General features: G+C 34.5%; 20 protein-coding genes. 8 read left to right on the forward strand and 12 right to left on the reverse strand.

Features of this window, described 5'->3' with window-relative positions:
* The first annotated feature begins 4 nt into the window (after positions 1-4).
* From ACQ5J2_RS05600 to ACQ5J2_RS05625, 6 genes are all read left to right on the forward strand, one after another.
* Complete coding sequence (locus ACQ5J2_RS05600) at positions 5-739, forward strand: type III pantothenate kinase (RefSeq protein WP_432673270.1); 735 nt, start codon at positions 5-7, stop codon at positions 737-739.
* The gene (locus ACQ5J2_RS05605; RefSeq protein WP_432672750.1) at positions 732-1,985 is read left to right on the forward strand and encodes a hypothetical protein; all 1,254 of its coding nucleotides are present in this window, start codon (positions 732-734) and stop codon (positions 1,983-1,985) included. The genes ACQ5J2_RS05600 and ACQ5J2_RS05605 overlap by 8 nt, the downstream gene beginning before the upstream one ends.
* A 22-nt stretch (positions 1,986-2,007) precedes the next feature.
* On the forward strand, positions 2,008-2,556 hold the full coding sequence (lptC, locus tag ACQ5J2_RS05610) for an LPS export ABC transporter periplasmic protein LptC (RefSeq protein ID WP_432672751.1): 549 nt from the start codon (positions 2,008-2,010) through the stop codon (positions 2,554-2,556).
* An 8-nt stretch (positions 2,557-2,564) separates the two neighbouring features.
* Positions 2,565-2,759 (forward strand): hypothetical protein, encoded by a 195-nt coding sequence (locus tag ACQ5J2_RS05615; RefSeq protein ID WP_432672752.1) that lies wholly within the window; start codon positions 2,565-2,567, stop codon positions 2,757-2,759.
* A 3-nt stretch (positions 2,760-2,762) separates the two neighbouring features.
* Complete coding sequence (locus ACQ5J2_RS05620) at positions 2,763-4,025, forward strand: hemolysin family protein (protein ID WP_432672753.1); 1,263 nt, start codon at positions 2,763-2,765, stop codon at positions 4,023-4,025.
* 111 nt (positions 4,026-4,136) lie between these two features.
* The gene (locus ACQ5J2_RS05625) at positions 4,137-6,230 is read left to right on the forward strand and encodes a peptidylprolyl isomerase (RefSeq protein WP_432672754.1); all 2,094 of its coding nucleotides are present in this window, start codon (positions 4,137-4,139) and stop codon (positions 6,228-6,230) included.
* A 53-nt stretch (positions 6,231-6,283) separates the two neighbouring features.
* Here the strand turns inward: ACQ5J2_RS05625 and ACQ5J2_RS05630 are convergent, their stop codons facing one another.
* From ACQ5J2_RS05630 to purH, 8 genes are all read right to left on the reverse strand, one after another.
* Complete coding sequence (locus tag ACQ5J2_RS05630; protein WP_432672755.1) at positions 6,284-7,198, reverse strand: GYDIA family GHMP kinase; 915 nt, start codon at positions 7,196-7,198, stop codon at positions 6,284-6,286.
* 11 nt (positions 7,199-7,209) lie between these two features.
* Positions 7,210-8,526 carry a hydroxymethylglutaryl-CoA reductase, degradative gene (locus ACQ5J2_RS05635; RefSeq protein WP_432672756.1) on the reverse strand — a complete coding sequence of 439 codons (1,317 nt, stop codon included), beginning with the start codon at positions 8,524-8,526 and terminating at the stop codon, positions 7,210-7,212.
* 68 nt (positions 8,527-8,594) lie between these two features.
* Entirely contained in the window at positions 8,595-9,848 is a 1,254-nt protein-coding gene (rodA, locus tag ACQ5J2_RS05640) for a rod shape-determining protein RodA (RefSeq protein ID WP_432672757.1), read from the reverse strand.
* A 1-nt stretch (position 9,849) separates the two neighbouring features.
* Entirely contained in the window at positions 9,850-11,709 is a 1,860-nt protein-coding gene (mrdA, locus tag ACQ5J2_RS05645) for a penicillin-binding protein 2 (protein WP_432672758.1), read from the reverse strand.
* Positions 11,706-12,212 carry a rod shape-determining protein MreD gene (locus ACQ5J2_RS05650; RefSeq protein WP_432672759.1) on the reverse strand — a complete coding sequence of 169 codons (507 nt, stop codon included), beginning with the start codon at positions 12,210-12,212 and terminating at the stop codon, positions 11,706-11,708. The genes mrdA and ACQ5J2_RS05650 overlap by 4 nt, the downstream gene beginning before the upstream one ends.
* Entirely contained in the window at positions 12,205-13,035 is an 831-nt protein-coding gene (gene mreC / locus ACQ5J2_RS05655; RefSeq protein ID WP_432672760.1) for a rod shape-determining protein MreC, read from the reverse strand. Before mreC ends, ACQ5J2_RS05650 begins: the two co-directional genes overlap by 8 nt.
* 86 nt (positions 13,036-13,121) lie before the next feature.
* Entirely contained in the window at positions 13,122-14,150 is a 1,029-nt protein-coding gene (locus ACQ5J2_RS05660; protein ID WP_432672761.1) for a rod shape-determining protein, read from the reverse strand.
* A gap of 52 nt (positions 14,151-14,202) precedes the next feature.
* The gene (gene purH / locus ACQ5J2_RS05665; protein WP_432672762.1) at positions 14,203-15,729 is read right to left on the reverse strand and encodes a bifunctional phosphoribosylaminoimidazolecarboxamide formyltransferase/IMP cyclohydrolase; all 1,527 of its coding nucleotides are present in this window, start codon (positions 15,727-15,729) and stop codon (positions 14,203-14,205) included.
* 444 nt (positions 15,730-16,173) lie between these two features.
* Between purH and ACQ5J2_RS05670 the strand changes: the two genes are divergently transcribed.
* Both ACQ5J2_RS05670 and ACQ5J2_RS05675 read left to right on the forward strand, forming a co-directional pair.
* Positions 16,174-16,671 (forward strand): hypothetical protein, encoded by a 498-nt coding sequence (locus tag ACQ5J2_RS05670; RefSeq protein WP_432672763.1) that lies wholly within the window; start codon positions 16,174-16,176, stop codon positions 16,669-16,671.
* Positions 16,658-17,122, forward strand: coding sequence for a hypothetical protein (locus ACQ5J2_RS05675; RefSeq protein ID WP_432672764.1), 465 nt, complete (start codon positions 16,658-16,660; stop codon positions 17,120-17,122). Before ACQ5J2_RS05670 ends, ACQ5J2_RS05675 begins: the two co-directional genes overlap by 14 nt.
* 141 nt (positions 17,123-17,263) lie before the next feature.
* Here ACQ5J2_RS05675 and ACQ5J2_RS05680 read toward each other — a convergent pair whose 3' ends face one another.
* From ACQ5J2_RS05680 to fbaA, 4 genes are all read right to left on the reverse strand, one after another.
* On the reverse strand, positions 17,264-17,623 hold the full coding sequence (locus ACQ5J2_RS05680; protein ID WP_432672765.1) for a helix-turn-helix domain-containing protein: 360 nt from the start codon (positions 17,621-17,623) through the stop codon (positions 17,264-17,266).
* A 4-nt stretch (positions 17,624-17,627) separates the two neighbouring features.
* Positions 17,628-17,924, reverse strand: coding sequence for a type II toxin-antitoxin system HigB family toxin (locus tag ACQ5J2_RS05685; RefSeq protein ID WP_432672766.1), 297 nt, complete (start codon positions 17,922-17,924; stop codon positions 17,628-17,630).
* 133 nt (positions 17,925-18,057) lie between these two features.
* The gene (gene accD / locus ACQ5J2_RS05690; RefSeq protein ID WP_432672767.1) at positions 18,058-18,912 is read right to left on the reverse strand and encodes an acetyl-CoA carboxylase, carboxyltransferase subunit beta; all 855 of its coding nucleotides are present in this window, start codon (positions 18,910-18,912) and stop codon (positions 18,058-18,060) included.
* A 76-nt stretch (positions 18,913-18,988) separates the two neighbouring features.
* Complete coding sequence (fbaA, locus tag ACQ5J2_RS05695) at positions 18,989-20,056, reverse strand: class II fructose-bisphosphate aldolase (protein WP_432672768.1); 1,068 nt, start codon at positions 20,054-20,056, stop codon at positions 18,989-18,991.
* Positions 20,057-20,090 lie beyond the last annotated feature (34 nt).

Below are 20,090 nucleotides of genomic sequence, written 5' to 3' on the forward strand. Positions count from 1 at the left end.
AACCATGATTTTGACCATTGACGTAGGAAATACCCGAATTAAAAGTGCTGTTTTTGAGAATAATAACTTGATAGACCTTTTTGTTTTTAATAAAGATGAACTGCAAAAAAAAGTTTCAATTATTTTAAAAAAATATATTGAAATTGATGTTTTAGTCGTTGCATCAGTCGGAAAAGTAGGGATTGGAGACTTTTTATTTCTTCAAAATAGACTAAAAATTGAATTTATAACTCATGAATTTCAATTTCCATTCCGCAACAAGTATCAAACGCCAGCGACTTTAGGAATCGATAGAATGATTTTAGCTTCAGGAGCCGTTTTGCAATTTCCGAAACAGAATCGGTTGGTTATTGATGCTGGAACTTGTATTACATATGATTTCATTGATGACGATGACAACTATTTAGGTGGTGCAATCAGCCTAGGGGTGTCGCTACGATATAAATCCTTACACAATTACACAGCTAAACTTCCGTTATTAGAATTAAAATACCCAAATAATTTTATTGGTAATTCTACACCAGAGTCCTTACATTCAGGTGTGGTTAATGGTTTGATTTATGAAATTGAGGGTTTTATAAATCAGTATGAAGCGCAATATTCAAAATTTACAATAATTTTAACGGGTGGCGATGCAGAATTTTTGGCTAAACGATTAAAAAATACCATATTTGCCAATTCAAATTTTCTGTTGGAAAGTTTGAACCATACATATCAATATAAAATCAAAAATGATTAAAAAAATTATTGTTAGCATCTGTGTTTTACTGTCAATTAGCGCATTTGCACAAAGAGGTACATCATCTGCATATTCATTTTACGGGATAGGTGAAGCTAAGTTTAAAGGTGCTTCAGAAAATAGAGCAATGGGTGGTTTGAGTGTTTTTCCAGACAGTACGCACATAAATTTACAGAATCCTGCTGGATTTGGAGGTTTAAAGTTAACTACTTTTTCAATTGCTGGAAGTTATAATAGTACGGATGCTGTTTCTAATTTTGACGAAGGAAAATCACAGAACACTTCTATCGATTATATGGCAATCGGAATTCCATTAAGTCAAAAATGGAGTGCCGGTTTAGGATTGATGGCTTACTCGTCAGTGGGTTACCGTATTCAAAATCAAAATGAAGGGAGTTTGTCAACATTAAACGAGTACCAAGGAAATGGCGGAGTAAATCGCGTTTTTTTAAGTTCGGGTTATAAAATCAACTCAAATTTTAGTTTAGGTGCAACGGTAGATTATAATTTTGGTGAAATAGAAACATCTTCATTAGAGTTTCTGGAAACAATTCAATTTGGTTCCCAAGAGGTAAATATTTCGCAACTAAGTGGGTTTAGTTTTAATTTTGGTGCGATGTGGGATAAGAAAATCAATGCAAAACAAAAACTATTTTTATCGGCGGTATTTACGCCGGAAAGTACTTTGAGTTTATCTAATAGTAGAAAAATTGCTACAGTACAGTTTTCTACATCATCTGATCCTTTTGTTATCGATGAACAAGAGATTGTTGTAAAAGACACGCAAATAAAATTACCAACTAAAATAGCTTTTGGAGCTGGTTTTGGGGAAGAACGAAAGTGGCTAGTGGGTACTGAATTTACTTTTAGCAAAGCAAATAGCTTACAAAACCGTTTTGAGGATATTACAGATGCAACTTTTGAAAACGCACAGAAAATTGCCGTTGGAGGTTATTATATTCCTGATTATAATTCTTTCTCAAGCTATTTTGAACGAATAACTTATCGCGCTGGTTTTAGATATGAAAATACGGGGTTAGTGATTAATAACAAATCAATTGAGGACGCTGCTGTAACTTTTGGTTTGGGACTTCCCGTTCCTGGCGGATTCTCTAATATTAATTTAGGAGTTGAATACGGTAGAAAAGGAACTAAGGCAGCTGATTTAGTTCGAGAAAATTACATTAACTTTACCGTCAGTCTTTCACTAAACGATAAATGGTTTGTGAAGAGAAAATACTACTAGTATAAATTTTTTTCTTCATTAGATGAAAAGCACAGGTCTCTTATTTATATTTTTACTTTTTGCGACAGTATTTCTTGCTAGTTGCGATAGTAATTTGAAGGACGTTCAGAAAATCAATCTTTCTGAATTCAGTCCAAGTGGAGACGCGGACTCAATTACTTTAAAATATACCGACTCTGGACGAATTAAAGCCGTTTTGATTGCTTCAAAAATGCTTGATTACGCCACTGTTAAATATCCATTTACTGAATTTCCAAAAGGAGTTGACGTAACTTTGTACGATGAGAAAGGAAAAAGAACGTATATTCGCTCTAATTATGCCGTTCAATTTAAAGGTACGGATATTATAGATTTACAAGGTAAAGTTAAAATTAGTACTGAAGACAATCAGGTTTTGGAAACGGAACAACTGTACTTTGACCAGAAAAATTCTTGGTTTTTTACCGAAGAAAAGTTTAAATTTTCAGCGCCAAAAGGAATTTCAAATGGCGAGGGAATTGATTTTAATAGCGATTTCACGTTAATGAATACACAAAAATTTTCAGGAGAAATTGAACAATCAGAACAATAATAACGACTATGAAATACTTACAATTTACACAATACATCTATTTGATTTTTGCCGCTTTTTTTGTTTACGACGGAATAGCAAAAATGAATATTCCTGATGAACCTTATCTATTGAGTTTTGGTATTGCTGCAGTTTGTATCTTTATGTTTTTCTTTCGAAGAAGCTTTTTCAACAAAGCAAAGAACCGAAATAACAACTCATAAATTATGGAAGCATTTAGTATTGTTTGTTGTTTAATACTTTCTGCTTTTTTTTCGGGCGTTGAAATTGCTTATATTTCTTCTAATAAAGTATATCTTGGAATCGAGAAAATGCAAGATACTTTCGTTTCCCGTATCTTATTCAAACTTACTAAAAACCCGTCCAAATTTATTGCAGCAATGCTTATTGGTAACAATATTGCATTAGTAATTTACGGAATTTTAATGAGTAACCTAGTACTTGATTTCCTAATTAATCAAGGCTTTTCCGGTCCGTTTTGGCTCGTTTTTTTAATACAAATTGCAGTAACAAGTGTAATTATTATCTTGACTTCTGAATTTCTACCCAAGATTTTCTTCCAAATTTATGCCAATACGTTAATTAAGTTTTTAGCAATTCCGGCTTATCTTTTCTATCAAATTTTCTATTATTTTTCGTCTTCAATTATTTGGGCTTCCAATATCATTCTCAAGTTCTTCTTCGGAATTAAAGATACCGATGAACAATTGCTTTTCAGCAAAATTGAACTTGGAAACTACATTACAGAACAGATGAAATCCATTGAGAATCAAGAGGCAGTTGATTCTGAAATTCAGATTTTCCAAAAGGCACTAGAATTTTCTGGTGTAAAGGCAAGGGATATTATGAATCCACGAACAGAAATTGCTGCTGTTGAAGTACACGACACTTTAATTGAATTACGTCAATTATTTGTAGAAACCGGATATTCTAAAATATTGGTGTACCAAAATTCATTAGATGATATAATAGGTTACGTTCATAGTTTTGATTTATTCAGAAAACCGAATTCCATTAAATCCATTACAATACCAGTGGAATTTGTCCCTGAAACGATTTTTGTAAAAGAAGTTTTAAATATTTTAGCTCGAAAGCGAAAAAGTGTGGCAGTTGTGCTCGACGAATTTGGCGGAACTTCTGGAATGATTACCAAAGAAGACATTGTCGAAGAGCTTTTTGGAGAAATTGAAGACGAACACGACTTATTAGTTCCAGATTTCATAGAAGAAGAAATTTCCGAAGGTATTTACCTTTTTTCTGCACGTCTGGATGTGGAATATATTAATGAAAATTTCAAATTAGATATTCCTGAGTCGGATTCATACACAACTCTTGCGGGATTTATAGTGCATCATGCAAATGAGATTCCGCAAACAGGAACAACTATTCAGATAGAAAACTTCCAATTTGAAATCAAGCAAGCCTCGAATAAAAAGGTTGAATTGGTTCAAATTAGCATCACAGAATAATATTTCAAGTAAAAAACACTTTTTAACGTAAAATATAAGGTTAGTACTATTATTATTAAATAGATAATTGTATTTTCGCAACCTGAATTTTAAAATTAACAAACATAAAAAATGGCGGTTTTATCAAAAATTAGAGAGCGTTCACTTCTTTTAATACTTGTAATAGGCTTTTGCTTATTAGCATTTGTAGTAGGTGATGTAGTAAATAGTGGCGGTTTTCAAAGTACTCCAAGAGATGTAGGAAGCGTAAATGGTGATGAAATTTCGTACGACGATTTCAGAACAAAAGTAGATATTGTTGAAAAAAGTGGACAAGGTACCACTTCTTCACAAGCAGTAGCTAGAGTTTGGGAACAAGAAGTTACCATTTCTTTAATGAATGCTCAGTTTGAAAAACTTGGTTTGCGTGTCAGCGAAGAGCAAGTGATGGATGTTTTGAAACAAAGTCAAGACATTGGTCAAAATCCTGCTTTCTTAAATGAAGCTGGAGTTTTTGATAGCGCAAAATTCAATGCATTTTTTAATGAAAATCCAGCTTTAAAGGAAAATTTAAATGCTAGAATTAAAGAAGCGACTTTGAATGCTAAATTTCAAATGTACAGTTCTTTAGTGAAATCGGGCGTTTACAGCACAACTGCTGAAGCGAAGATGAAATATGAAATGGGTGCTAATAAAGTTACTTTAGACTTTGTAGCGGTACCTTTTTCCTCTATTAAAGATAGCGATGTTAAAATTTCTGACGAAGAAATCGTAGCATTTATGCGTAAAAATGAGAAGAAATACAAAGCAGAAGAAACGCGTGAAGTAGAAATGGTTGTTATTGAAGACAAACCATCTACTGATGATGAAGCTCAAGTTAAAACGGATTTAGAGCAAATGTTGAACGGAAATGTAGTGTACAATAATGATACAAAAATCAACGATACTTTACAAGGTTTTAGAACTACAAGAACGAATGCTGAATTTGTAAATATGAACTCAGATGTTCCTTACGATTCTAGTTACGTAGCTAAGAAAGATTTGCCTGCTGAATTTGCAGAACAATTGTATAACTTGCCTCAAGGTGAAATTTACGGACCGTACAAGTTCAACGATTACCTTGCTGTAAGTAAGTCTTTAGGACGTGAAGCGGGTGTAAATGCAAAAGCAAGCCACATCTTAATCGCTTATACTGGTGCTATGAGAGCGAATCCTGCTGTCACACGTACAAAAGAAGAAGCTCAGGCTAAAGCAAATGAAATTTTCGCACAAGTTCAAGCTAATCCAAGTTCTTTTGCAATGTTGGCTCAGGTAAATTCTGACGATTCATCAAAACAACAAGGCGGTGATTTAGGTTTTTTCTCTAAAGGACAAATGACTGGTAAATTCAATGATTTTGTATTTAGCAACCCAATTGGGAAAATTGGTTTAGTAGAAACAGAATTCGGATTTCATATAATCAATGTTACAGATAAGCAAGACGGTGTACGTTTAGCTACAATTGCTAGAAGAATAGAAGCTTCTGAAGCTACAACGGATAAAGTATACAACAAAGCAGTAACTTTCGAAATGGAAGCGAATGAAAAAGATTTTGCTGCAGTAGCAAAAGCAAGTGGTTTAACTGTTGTGCCTGCTGTAAAGTTGAATGCAATGGATGAAAATGTTGGAACGGTTCAAAACCAAAGACAAATGGTTAAATGGGCTTTCGATAAAAAGACAGAAGTAGGTGATGTAAAACGTTACGAAGTGCCAAACTTAGGAAACGTAATCGTTAAATTGGTAAAAGTAAATGAAGCAGGTTTGATGGCAATCGACCAAGCACGTCCGATGATTGAAAATCGTTTGAAAAAAGAGAAAAAAGTAGCTTTAATTAAAGAAAAACTGAAAGGTGCAACTTTGGATGCTATGGCTAAATCAGCTGGTGTAACGGTTCAAAACGCAATGGATGTTACAATTGAGAATGCTGTTTTACCTGGATTTGGTCAAGAGCAAAGAGCGGTTGCAACTGCTTTTGCTTTAGCTCCAAATAAAGTTTCAACACCAATTGAAGGTGTTTCAGCAGTATTTGTAGTAATGCAAAAAAGCGCTGTTAAAGCTCCGGCAATCACAGACTACTCTCCATATCTAGCTCAATTAAAAGGTCAAAGTGCTTCAGCACCAGGAAGAGTAATTTCAGCTCTTAAAGAAAATGCTGATATTGAGGACAATCGACCTACGTTCTACTAGTAGAAATTTATTATTAGTTCATAAAAAAATCCCGATTAATATCGGGATTTTTTTTATAATATCATTTCGTGATAATGGAGTAGTGTGTTAAAACCTTTTGATTCAAAATAGTTTTTTGGATTAGAGTTACTAACGACCATAACAAAATCGCCACCCCAAGCTCCAAGACTTTTAATGGTTCCTTCAAAGTCACTAAAGTACTTCTCTTTAACGGTTTTCATTTCTAAAACAGCACTCATATAAGCTTCGTGTTGTTGTAGTAGGTATTCAAATCGCTCCTGATTTGTTCCTTTTAAAATTTCATTGGTAATTGCTTCAATATTCTCTTTTACTTCTTGAATAGCATATTGTTTAGAGTAGTACATTGCAATTGCAGCTTTGCTATCTTGCTTTTGATTCAGATATAAAAAATAGAGATTTTCTTTGAAGTCTGCTTGAAATTGAACTTGTTGAACGAACGGTTTTCCGTCTAGTAGCTGATACGTTATCGGTGTATTATTTTGGGCATTTGCAATGTCATAACCACTTCCTCCAAAACTGTTTTTCAGCAGTTCAAAAGCATTTATTTCAAACCACTGAGCCATGTTGTTAATTAGAGTAGAAGAGGTACCCAGTCCCCAGAATTTAGGAAAAGTAAGATTAGTCTCAATCGAAAATCCTTTATTTACTAAGACAGTAGGATTGAGTTTGTGGGCTTCAAAAAGTATTTGCTTTAATAAAGTAGCGACGCTTTGTTCTTCTTCTCCAAATTCATTAGAGATAATTTCTGCGGTATCGAAATTCTTTTCAAACCAAACGGATTGATCAAAATCAAAACTTTTCCAATGAATAAAACCAATTTTTTGAGTTTCAGCAACAATTAAATCTTGTCCCATTTTTGTAGGAACAGCGAATGCTTTAGCGCCATCAAGAACTAAATATTCACCAGTAATCAAGAGTTTTCCGTTGCTGTAAAATTTTTTCGTCAATGAAATGGTTTTTATTTGCGTAAATTTTCAATAAAAGTAACTACTGCAGAATGAGAAACGGTATTATTTTCAAAATGTTTTTCGATTATCAGTCGTTCTTCAGTGTTAGCTTCAAACGGGTTGATTATATTTCCCAAATGCATTTTCATGTGTCCTTCTTGAATTCCAGTCGTAGTTAACGAACGTAAAGCGGCAAAATTTTGTGCCAATCCTGTTGCCGCAACGATTTGCATCAATTCTGCAGCCGAAGGTTTTTCGAGGATTTCTAGAGCCAATTTTACTAAGGGATGCAAGCTCGTCAATCCACCAACTGTTCCTAATGCTAATGGAATTTCCATCCAATAACTAAAAATATCATTTTCAATTTTAGCATGTGATAAACTGGTATATTGACCGTCTTTTGAAGCATACGCGTGAATTCCAGCTTCAACAGCACGGAAATCATTTCCTGTAGCTAGAACAACAGCGTCAATTCCGTTCATAATTCCTTTATTATGCGTTACGGCACGGTACGGTTCAACTTCAGCAATACGAATGGCTTTGACCATTTTCTCTGCAAATTCTTTTGGATTGGGAATGTTTTTCTCCGCTAGTTCAGCAATTGGACACGATACTTCTACTCGAACAATACAATTGGTCACGTAATTCGATAAAATACTCATGATGACTTCAATATCTTTTTCATCAGAAGTAAAATCGGAATAATGGACTGCTTCTCGTTTCAATGTTTTTGCAAATTGCTCTAAACACGAGTTGATGAAATTGGCACCCATGGAATCTTTCGTCTGAAAAGTAGCGTGTAATTGGTAGTAGTTTTCTAGTACAGCCGTTTTGTCTTTTAATACGATATCTACAATTCCACCACCGCGTTTTTGCATATTTGCAGTTGTGCCATTCGTATCTTCGTGGAATTTTGCTTTTATTTTGGTAAAAAAAGTTTCTAATTTTGATTTGTCACCGTTGAAAATAAAATGAACTTGACCAATTTTCTCTGTATTGAAAACGGTTGTTTTAAATCCACCTCTTTCTGACCAATATTTTGCAGATTTAGATGCAGCGGCAACGACTGAGCTTTCTTCAATCACCATTGGAACGGTATAGTATTTTCCATTTATCAAAAAATTGGGTGAAAGTCCTAATGGTAAATAAAAGTTGGTAATGGTATTTTCGATAAAATCATCGTGAAGTTGTTGCAGTTTTGTATCGGCATTCCAATAACTTTTGATAAGTTGGGTTGCTTTTTCAGGTTCTGAGAAATAGTTTTGAGCAATCCAATCTATTTTTTTCTCTTTCGAAAGTTTCGAAAATCCGTTGATGTTGTTTTTCATTTGGAACAAAATAAGTGGCAAATATACAATTTACAAATGGTTAAGAAAGTGAAATTAAGGTTTGAAGTCTACCACTCATTTACTTTATTAGCATCCATTTTTACAAAAATAAATATCAATATAGTAAAAGCTAATAGTCCGGAACCTCCGTAAGAAAACATCGGTAGCGGAACTCCAACAGTTGGGAAAAGACCCAGAACCATTGCGGTATTTACAAAAAAGTGAATGAATAAAATAGCGGCTACACAATAACCGTAAACCCGGCTGAATTTGGTTTTTTGGCGTTCGGCCAAATATAGAATACGTAAAATAAGCGTAATAAATAAGAAAATCACAAAAAGAGAACCTACAAAACCCCATTCTTCTCCAACGGTTGTAAAAATATAATCGGTATGTTGTTCGGGAACGAAACCTCCTTTAGTTTGAGTTCCTTCTAGAAAACCTTTTCCTGTCCAACCGCCTGAGCCTATTGCAATTTTAGATTGATTGATGTTGTAACCAATTCCTCTCATATCGACCTCTTTTCCAAGTAAAATATTGAAACGGTCTCTATGGTGTTGCTGAAAAACATTATCAAAAACATAGCTTACTGAAAAGGTAAATGCACTAACTAGAACAAATATAATGCTGCTTAAAACAATATTTCGATTGATAGGGCGTGCTCGGAAATAAAGTAATGTGACAATTAAAAGGGCTACGAGAACAATATAAATTGGCTCAAAAAGTAAGCTGGAAATAAATAATAAAATTGCAATAAACCCCGTCCATAAATACCATGGTGGTAAACCTTCGCGGTACAATACTAAAATTAGAGAACTAAATATCAACGCACTTCCAGGGTCGTGTGGTACTATCAGTAAAACAGGTAAGAAAATAATTCCCAATGCCTGAAACTGATATTTGTACATGGTCAAATTAACTTGAACATCGCCTAAGTACTTGGAAAGCGCTAAAGCTGTTGCAAACTTAGCAAACTCGGCAGGTTGTAAACTAAAAGAGCCAAAAGAATACCAGTTGGTTTGACCTTTTATTTCTTTTCCAAAGACAAAAAGTCCTGCAAGAGATAGTAAAGCAGCTATAAAAATAACACTTGAAAATTTTTCAAAAAACTTACCATCAATGGAAAGAATGACGATAATTAGTGGAATACTCAAAAGGATAAACAACATTTGTTTCCCGTAAATCTGACTCAAATCAAAGATAGAAGTTTCTTCTAATGGCAGAGACGCAGAGTAAATGTTTAGCCAGCCCAAAACCACCAAAACGATGTAAAGTGTTACCACCATCCAGTCGATATTACTTCGAGTACTTTGATTTTTCATTTTATTTTCCGTTTATGCCAAAGGGTTGTCCACTAATGTATTTAGCATATTCTTTTTGTAAATCGTTGCTGTAGATTTTTGTTTCTAAGTCTTTTCTAGAAATCGTTCCCCGAAGGTATTTTTCAATCATCAAACTTGCAATAGGACCTGCATTTCTCGCACCATAATAACCATTTTCAACAAGTACAGCGATGGCTATTTTGGGATTGTCTTTTGGTGCAAATGCCACAAAAATCGAATGGTCTGTAAGTTGTGTCCTTTTTCCGTTGATTTTAGTATAATTTTCAGCAGTTCCTGTTTTTCCACAAATATCGATTCCTTCAATTCGCAAGTTAGAAGCAGTTCCACCATTGTAAACAGCAAATAACCCTTCAATTACGGGTTTAAAATACATGGGATTAATGGTCGTAATGTGCTTCTTTAAGAATTTATCGTCAATTCGATGGTCTTTGATTTTTTTGACAATGTGAGGCGTAAAATAAGTCCCTTCATTGGCAACGGCCGCCATCATGTTGGCAAGTTGTATGGGAGTCATCAACACTTCTCCTTGTCCAATGGAATTAGAAATAATAGTTGTGCTTCGCCAGCCACCATTAGGATAAATACGTTTGTATATTTTGGAAGAAGGAATCAATCCTCTTTTTCCCGTAGGTAAATCGTATCCCATAAATTGACCTAAGCCGAAACTTTTGATGTGATCGCTCCATATATCAACTGCTTGAGCTGGATTTTTATATTTATTTATGGTCAACATAAATGCATTTGCAAAATAAGTATTACACGATTGAGAAATTCCGTTGTGCAACTGATGCGGTCCGGATCCGTGACAACGCATAAATCGGCCACGACCGTAACTAAATCCATGATTACAGAAAAAAGTAGTTTGCTCGTCAATGACACCTTCTTGCAAAGCCACTAATCCCGTTAAGATTTTAAATGGTGATCCAGGAGGAAATTCACCTAAAAGCGCTCTGTCAAATAGCGGCTTTGCAATCGAATCATTGTATAGTCGGGTGTAATTTCGGGAACGTTCACGGCCTACCATAATGGCAGGGTCATAGGAAGGTGCTGTAACTAATGCTAAAATTTCACCTGTCTTTGGTTCGATAGCAACAATTCCACCGCGTTTATCTTTCATTAACTGTTCTCCGTATTCTTGTAAAGCAATGTCAATTGTCAATTTAATATCTTCGCCTTGAACGGCAATTGTATCAAATTTCCCATCTTTATAAGAACCAATATCTTTATTGAATTTATCTCGCTGACGGTATTTTACACCTTTAATTCCTCTTAAAATGTTTTCGTATTCTTGTTCAACACCTTGTCGACCAATTAAATCACCGCTTCTGTAGTAAGAATTTTTTTCAATAATATTATCATTCACCTGCGTTATAAATCCGAAAATATTAGAACCAGCAGTTGTTTGATAATCTCTCAAAGAACGTTTTACAATGTCAAATCCAGCAAATTTTCTTTGCTTTTCTTGAAATGCAGCATATTCTCTTTTGTTCAATTGAGGTAAAAACACCGAAGGAAGCCGTGGACTGTAAACGCGTGCTTTTTCTATAATTCTGATAAAATCAGCTTTTGTGATTTTCAGTAATTTACAAAGTTCAAGCGTATCGATGTTTTTGACATCTTTTGGAGTAACCAAGATGTCATAAGAAGGCTGGTTGGCAACAATTAACGTTCCATTTCTATCATAAATATAACCGCGTTCAGGATAGTCATAGATAATCTTAATGGCGTTGTTGTCTGATTTTAATTTTAGCGATTCGTCTACAATTTGCAAATAAAAAAGTCGCGCCAGAATCAAAAGAGCAGAAACTATGATGATTGTTGGAAGTAGGACTTTTTTCATCGTCGGGTAGGCTTAAATAAATAGATTAGTATAATGCAAATTATGATGGTAAACAAAGTGCTGAACAAAGTTCGAAGTAACACTTGAAGTACAAAACTCAATCGGAACGCTTCAAGCAAAAATAAGATAAAGTGATGAGAAATAACCGATATTGCAATAAAAGAAAAACGCTCAGGCGTTAATTTATCGTTAATCCTAATCGTTTGGTATTCATAACTTACTCCAAATGAAAATTTGAAAAAAGTAGGTCGCAATGCCGCCAAAGTAATCGCTGCTGTTGCATGAACTCCTCCTGAATTGCAAAACAGATCCATTATAATTCCCAATAAAAAACTAGAAAATAACAGTCCATATTTGTTTCCATTTACCGGATACAAAAGGATGAATAAAATATAAGGATACGGATTGATATAGCCCAAAAAGTCCATCTTGTTGAAAATGGCAATTTGCAACATTAACAACAATATAAATCGAGCGATATTGGTCAATAAAGCACTATTCATTTTTCTGGGTTTCGTTTTCGAGTTGCAATAATTCTTCTCGTTCGTTATTTTTAATAATATACACGTGACCTAAATTAGTCATGTCGTTGAATAATTTTACGTCAATCGTGTAATAATTCGTCTTGTCGTCAATATAAATTTTATAAACCGTTCCGATATTTATGTTTTCCGGAAAAATGCGCGATTCAGCACCTGTAACAATGGTGTCGCCTTTTCTAACGGTTGAAGCTAATCGAGGTACGTCAATCAACTGCACAAAACCGGTGCTTTTTGCATTCCAAACCAATGATCCAAAGTGATTGGACTTTTTAAATTTCGCATTGATTCTTGATTTTGTATTCAATACACTTAAAACTGTTGCATATTTTGGAGATGCTTTTTCAATAATACCTACAATTCCTAAATCATTAATAACACCCATGTCAGTTTCAACGCCTTGGTTCGAGCCTGAGTGTAATGTTAAATAGTTTTCGGGAGAATTATAAGTGTTGTGAATGACTTTTGAAACAATGACATTGATGCGTTTCAATCCAGGAATAGTATCCACTTTATCAATGTCAATTGAATCTTTCCGATTAAAGAGTATTGATTTCAAACGTGCATTTTCGCCAGCCAATTCCTCATTTCTAGAGCGAAGACTGAAATACTCATCAATTGAATTTAATTGCGAATAAACACCGCCAGATAAAAAATTTGCCGAACTAATGACTTTGCTTTTATGAAAAGAGTGGGCTTGAATCGTCAGACTTATAGAAATAATCAATAGCAACAAAAACAGCAATCGATAGCTGTTTTTAAATATAAAATTAAATATCTGCTGCATGATTAAAAATTATAAAAGTCAAAAATCCAAATTCCAAAAATTAGTATTAATTACTGGAATTTGGATATTCTAAATTCTGTAGTCAATTATTTTATAAGAATACTTCTAAACTTGGTAAGGTTTTTTAAGGCCATTCCTGTTCCTCGAACTACCGCTCGTAAAGGATCTTCGGCAATATAAACAGGTAAATCTGTTTTTTGCGAAATACGTTTGTCTAAACCTCTTAACATCGAACCACCACCAGCTAAATAAATACCGGTGTTGTAAATATCCGCAGCTAATTCAGGAGGCGTTTGCGATAATGTTTCCATAACCGCATCTTCAATTCGCTGAATCGATTTGTCTAAAGCTTTTGCAATTTCTCTGTAAGAAACTTCCACTTGTTTTGGTTTTCCCGTCAATAAATCTCGTCCCTGAACTGACATGTCGTCTGGTGGTGTTTCAAGATTTTCGATTGCAGCACCAATTTCTATTTTGATTTTCTCTGCGGTACTTTCACCCACAAACAAGTTGTGTTGTGTTCGCATATAATAAACGATGTCGTTTGTAAAAACGTCACCGGCAATTTTAACTGATTTGTCACACACAATTCCACCCAAAGCGATTACGGCAATTTCTGTCGTTCCACCTCCAATGTCCACAATCATGTTTCCTTTTGGTTGCATAATATCCACACCAATACCGATTGCAGCAGCCATTGGTTCGTGAATCAAATACACTTCTTTACCGTTTACTCTTTCGCAAGACTCTTTTACAGCACGCATTTCCACCTCTGTAATTCCTGAAGGAATACAAACTACCATTCGCAAAGCAGGAGTGAAGAGTCTTTTCTTTAAAGCAGGAATGCTTTTGATAAACATACTGATCATTTTCTCCGAAGCATCAAAGTCAGCAATAACCCCATCTTTCAACGGACGTATGGTCTTAATGTTTTCATGGGTTTTTCCCTGCATCAAATTGGCTTCCTTTCCAACGGCAATTATTTTACCCGAAATTCTGTCTCGAGCTACGATGGACGGACTGTCAATCACTACTTTATCGTTGTGAATGATCAATGTATTTGCGGTTCCAAGGTCAATTGCAATATCCTCGGTCATGAAATCAAAAAATCCCATACTTTTATTGGGGGTTTAAGTTATTATAAATGAACGTGCAAAGTTAAACAAATTAATGTTTAAAATGACGTGTGCCTGTAAATACCATTGCAAGTTTATTTTCGTTGCAATAATCAATACTTAATTGGTCTTTTATTGAACCTCCAGGCTGAATTACCGAAGTTATTCCTGCATTTTTTGCCAATTCCACACAATCCGGGAAAGGGAAAAAAGCGTCACTTGCCATTGCAGCTCCTTCAAGGCTAAATCCAAAGTTTTTCGCTTTTTCTACTGCTTGATTTAGGGCATCTACACGAGAAGTTTGTCCGGTCCCTGAAGCAATTAACGTGCCGTTTTTTGCAAACACAATCGTATTTGATTTGGTGTTTTTGCACACTTTCGAAGCAAATAATAAATCTTCTATTTGTTCAGCAGTAGGTTCCGTAGTGGTAACGGTTTTTAAATGGTCTTTAGTATCCGTAATTGTGTTTCTGTCTTGAATTAACAATCCGTTCAAGCAAGTTCGTACTTGTTTTGCCGGAAGTGCCACTTCATTTTGAACCAATATAATTCGGTTTTTCTTTTCTTGCAAAACGACAATCGCTTCAGTATTATAAGATGGAGCAATAACTACTTCGCAAAACAATTTGTTTATTTCTTGGGCTGTTGCCAAATCAATTTCCACATTCGAAATTAAAACGCCTCCAAAAGCCGAAGTCGGGTCGCAAGCCAAAGCCGCATTATACGCTTCACTAATTGTAGAACGACTTGCTAAACCACAAGCATTATTGTGTTTCAAAATCGCAAAAGTCGGTCCGTCGTTTTTGAATTCGTTAATCAAATTTACCGCAGCATCCACATCAAGCAAGTTGTTGTACGACAATTCTTTTCCGTGTAATTTCTTGAACATTGCATCAAAATCTCCAAAGAAAAATCCTTTCTGATGTGGGTTTTCTCCGTAACGTAAGGTTTGTCCGTTTGCAATACTTTCTTTATAAAAAGTTTCCTCTTTATTGAAATAATTAAAAATCGTCGTGTCGTAATGAGACGAAGTATGAAAGGCTTTTGTAGCCAATAATTTTCTATTTTCTAAAGTTGTAGCACCATTTTGCTCGGTAATCATATCCAACAAAGTAGCATATTCATCTACCGAAGCCACGATAGCCGTGTCTTTGAAGTTTTTTGCAGCAGCACGAATTAAAGAAATTCCACCAATGTCAATTTTCTCAATAATATCACTTTCTTCCGCTCCCGAAGCTACTGTTTTTTCAAAAGGATATAAGTCTACAATTACTAAATCAATCTGCGGAATGTCAAATTCTTCCATTTGTTGGATATCACCTTCGTGATCTTGACGGTTTAAAATTCCGCCAAAAATTTTTGGGTGTAAGGTTTTCACTCTTCCTCCTAAAATCGAAGGATAACTCGTTACATCTTCCACGGCAACCACCGGAATACCTAGGTTTTTAATAAATTCTTCTGTGCCACCTGTGGAGTAAAAAGTCACATTTTGTTCGTGTAGTTTCCGAACAATTGGTTCCAACCCCTCTTTCGAAAACACCGAAATTAAGGCCGATTTAATTCTTTTTGTTGTGCTCATTGTGTTGTTGTTTAAGCGTGCAAAAATACTACTTGTTTACACTACATTGCAAATAATAAGGACAATAGTTTTTATTAAATTAATGCCAATTAGGAACGAATCGTTTGGGTTTCTTTGGTTTCCGTTTTCCCGCCCTCGACGCTTCGGGGCCTCCCGCATCTCGCTTAAAAAAAGCGAGGATGCTCCTTCCTGTCGGGGTTATTGGGATTCTTGGTTTTTCTTTTGGTTTCGGTTTTAGAAAAGCTTTTTATAATTATTTCCGTACTAATTTGTCATTCCGTAGGAATCTCATTTACATTATTAAAAAGAAATTAAAAATTAAACAATATATTTGATAGATGGAATTTGAAGCACTAGACGCTGCGAAGTCGGGAGACTTCGTAGAGCAGGGTACTAATTGGCATAAAGAAAGAAAACCAGATGAGAATTAAAAGAAACATTAGTATGATTAGATTTGCATATATTTGGTTTGTATTGATTTTATTTATTGGTTGTGGAAAAGAAAAACAAAATAGCTCATACAACGAGGTCAATATTTTTAACGAAAATGAATTGGAATATTCTATAGATATTAAAATCAATTTAAATTCTATATCTTTCTTATTATTTAATAAAGATTCAATAAGTGTATTGATTTTTAAAGATAGGAAAGTTGTGGATGAATTTTTCATTAAGTCTGACACGGTTAAATATCAATCTTTTGTCAAAATAGTTAATAGACAACTAAAACAAGAAATTATTTTGAATCAAAAAAATCATATTGAAGGTTATGATGTAGTATTTGATCTAGGGATATCTACAAATAGACTTTCTGCAAATTACCCAACAATACTGAATTTCAAAGAAGAAATATCAACTGATTTTGATAATCTTATGGTTCAGTTAAGGAATGATGAACTGGTTAATAAATTTTTTAAAGAAAATATAGATGAGAAATATTAAGATTATGTGGATTCTTTTTTCTCTTATTACTATTTCATGTTCAAAGTCTGAAAAAAAAGAGATTATAACTAATGAAAAAATAAGGAGATATTCAATAATTTATACAAACAATAGCTATGCTAACTTAATTGTTTTTGATTACAATGACACTATTTATCTTTCGAAAAAAATTGAACACAATATCAATAAGTATGTAAAAATTAAATCGGATGAAGAAACTCTAAAAGGGATAAGGGAGGCAATCATTAATCATTTAGATTATAAAAGTTTGTTAGTAGAACGAAACTTTATTTTGCACAGTGGATATTTGGATGTCAGTGTGATGTATGGAGAAAATAAAATTCAGATGATACAGACGGAAGTAGATACCGATTTAAGAGTTTCAAAAGGTTTTTTTAATCTCATTAATGACCTAAAAGAAAAATACAAAGAGGTGGAAGATTTATTTTAAAATATTAGCGGAGTTTTTGCCAGCTCTACGAAGAGTTCTAATTAAAAAATAAATTACCCAGCTCATCCGAGCATTACATGCAGCTACGCTAGTGCGAGCTTTAAGCTCGTACCCATAATTTTTTAACCTAACCAAAACTTCTTAAACCCCCAAAACAATCGAAGCATCAATACCCAACTTCTTACTGATGTTTCGAGCCACTTTCAAAGTAGGTTCACTTTTTCCTGTCAAATATTCGCTCACTCGGGACGTACTCACGCCCAAAAGTTCCGAAAGCAATTTCTGATTCAGTTCCATTTCTGCCATACGCGTTTTCAGGACTTCAACAAGCGTTGGTTTTTGTACGGCATAATTAGCCTCTTCATAATCAGCCACTAAATCCGACAAAATATTCAATTCAACATAGCCTTTCGCATCTTGATTTTCGATGTTGTCTGGATTTTGCAAAAGTGTTTCCACACGTTCTAAAATAACTTGATATTCTTTTTCGGTAGTAATCATAAATCTATATATTTTTGATGTCAACAATTTTGTCATAGTCTGCATGTGTTCCAATAAATCGGATGTACACTTTTTGTGCATTAAAAGAAATAATCGCAATCAAGCGGTAATTGTTTCCTTTTATATTAAATACATATCTGTTGTTCCCAACGTAATCAACCGAATTAAAAGTGGATTTAATCTCGGATAAATTCTTCCACGATTTTGAAACTGTTGTATGATACCAAATAGTTAAAGCAGATTGAGCATCGGAATGATTTTCAGAAAACTCTTGAATTCTTTTAAAAGTAACAATCCGCATTTTATTTCTTTTTGAACTTTACAAAGATATATAAAGTTTGCAAAACAAAACATTATTTTGAAATTCAAAATTATTTTATTTTTGAATTGTTATTTAACCAAAAAAAAATCCTGACTTTCATCAGGATTCGTTTTTATCTTACATCTTGATTCAAAATCAAATCGAGGTATAAATTTATTTTGTTTTTCAACTCTTTTCTATGGGTAATGAAATCCAGAAAACCGTGTTCCAATAAAAACTCCGAAGTTTGAAAGCCTTCCGGTAAATCTTTTCCTGTGGTATCTTTCACCACTCGTGGACCTGCAAAACCAATTAAAGCGCCTGGTTCAGAAATATTAATATCACCCAGCATGGCGTAAGAAGCCGTAGTTCCTCCCGTTGTTGGGTCGGTACATAATGAAATGTAAGGGATTTTAGCTTCCGCCAATTGAGCCAGTTTTGCCGAAGTTTTTGCCAATTGCATCAACGAATAAGCCGCTTCCATCATTCGCGCACCACCCGATTTTGAAATCATCACAAACGGAATGTTGTTCTTAATGGAATAATCAATACCTCTTGCAATTTTTTCTCCCACAACCGCACCCATAGATCCACCGATAAAAGCAAAGTCCATACAGCAAATTACTAAATCGTTTCCTTTTGATTTTCCAACAGCCGTTCGTACCGCGTCTTTCAACTTGGTTTTGTCCTGTGCTTCTTTCAATCGGTCGGAATATTTCTTGGTATCCACAAAATTCAACGGGTCTTTCGACGTTAATTTTGCGTCAAGCTCTGTAAATTTATTGTTGTCAAACAGAATTTCAAAGTACTCTTTACTTCCAATTCTTACATGGAAATCATCTTCCGGACTTACATATAAATTACGCTCTAATTCGTCTGCATCTACAATCTTACCCGTTGGCGATTTGTACCATAATCCTTTTGGAACGTCTTTTTTATCTTCCGTTGCCGTGGTAATTCCTTTTTCTGTTCTTTTAAACCAAGCCATATTCTTGTTGTATATTGTAAAATTGTAGACTGTATACTGTACTTTTTACAATATACAATCTACAATATACTGATTCCTATAATGTATTAACGTTATTTAAATCGGCGAAAGCCTGTTCTAAACGTGTATTGAATGTTACTTCACCTTCACGAACCCATTTTCTTGGGTCGTAGTGTTTTTTGTTTGGAGAATCAGATCCCTCAGGGCTTCCGATTTGTGTTCTTAAATAATCAATTTTAGAAACCATATAATCACGAACACCTTCTGTATAGGCAAATTGCATATCGGTATCAATGTTCATTTTGATTACACCATAACCTATTGCTTCTCTAATTTCTTCTACTGTAGAACCTGAACCACCGTGAAAAACAAAGTCAATTGGGTTAGCAATCGTATCGTATTTCTTTTGAACATACTCTTGTGAGTTTTTCAAAATCTTTGGAGTCAATTTCACATTCCCTGGTTTGTAAACTCCGTGAACGTTTCCAAAAGCTGCTGCAATGGTAAAACGTGGACTGATTTTCATCAATTCTTCGTAAGCATAAGCTACTTCTTCTGGTTGTGTATATAATTTTGAACTATCAACGTCAGAATTGTCTACACCATCTTCTTCCCCACCTGTAATTCCAAGTTCGATTTCCAATGTCATTCCCATTTTTGACATTCTAGCCAAATAGGTTTTGCAAAGCTCGATATTTTCTTCAATTGGTTCTTCAGATAAGTCAATCATGTGTGAACTGTAAAGCGGTTTTCCCGTTTTAGCAAAATGTTCTTCAGAAGCATCTAACAAACCATCAATCCAAGGCAATAATTTTTTCGCGCAATGATCAGTATGCAAAATAACAGTTGCTCCATAGGCTTTCGCCAAAGTGTGAATGTGCAAAGCTCCTGCAACACCACCTAAAATAGCGGATTGTTCGTTCGCATTTGACAAACCTTTTCCTGCGTTAAATTGCGCTCCTCCATTCGAAAACTGGATGATTACTGGCGCGTTTAATTTTGCTGCGGTTTCCATTACAGCGTTTACTGTACTTGAACCAGTCACGTTTACCGCTGGTAAAGCGAATCCTTTTTCTTTTGCATATCTGAAAATTTCTTGAACTTCATCGCCAGTTGCAACTCCGGGTTTTATAGTATGAGCCATTTTGTATGTTTTTAAGTTAATCCCAACACTTCGG

It is taken from the genome of Flavobacterium sp. SM2513, from assembly GCF_050908145.1.
Taxonomy (GTDB): Bacteria; Bacteroidota; Bacteroidia; order Flavobacteriales; family Flavobacteriaceae; genus Flavobacterium.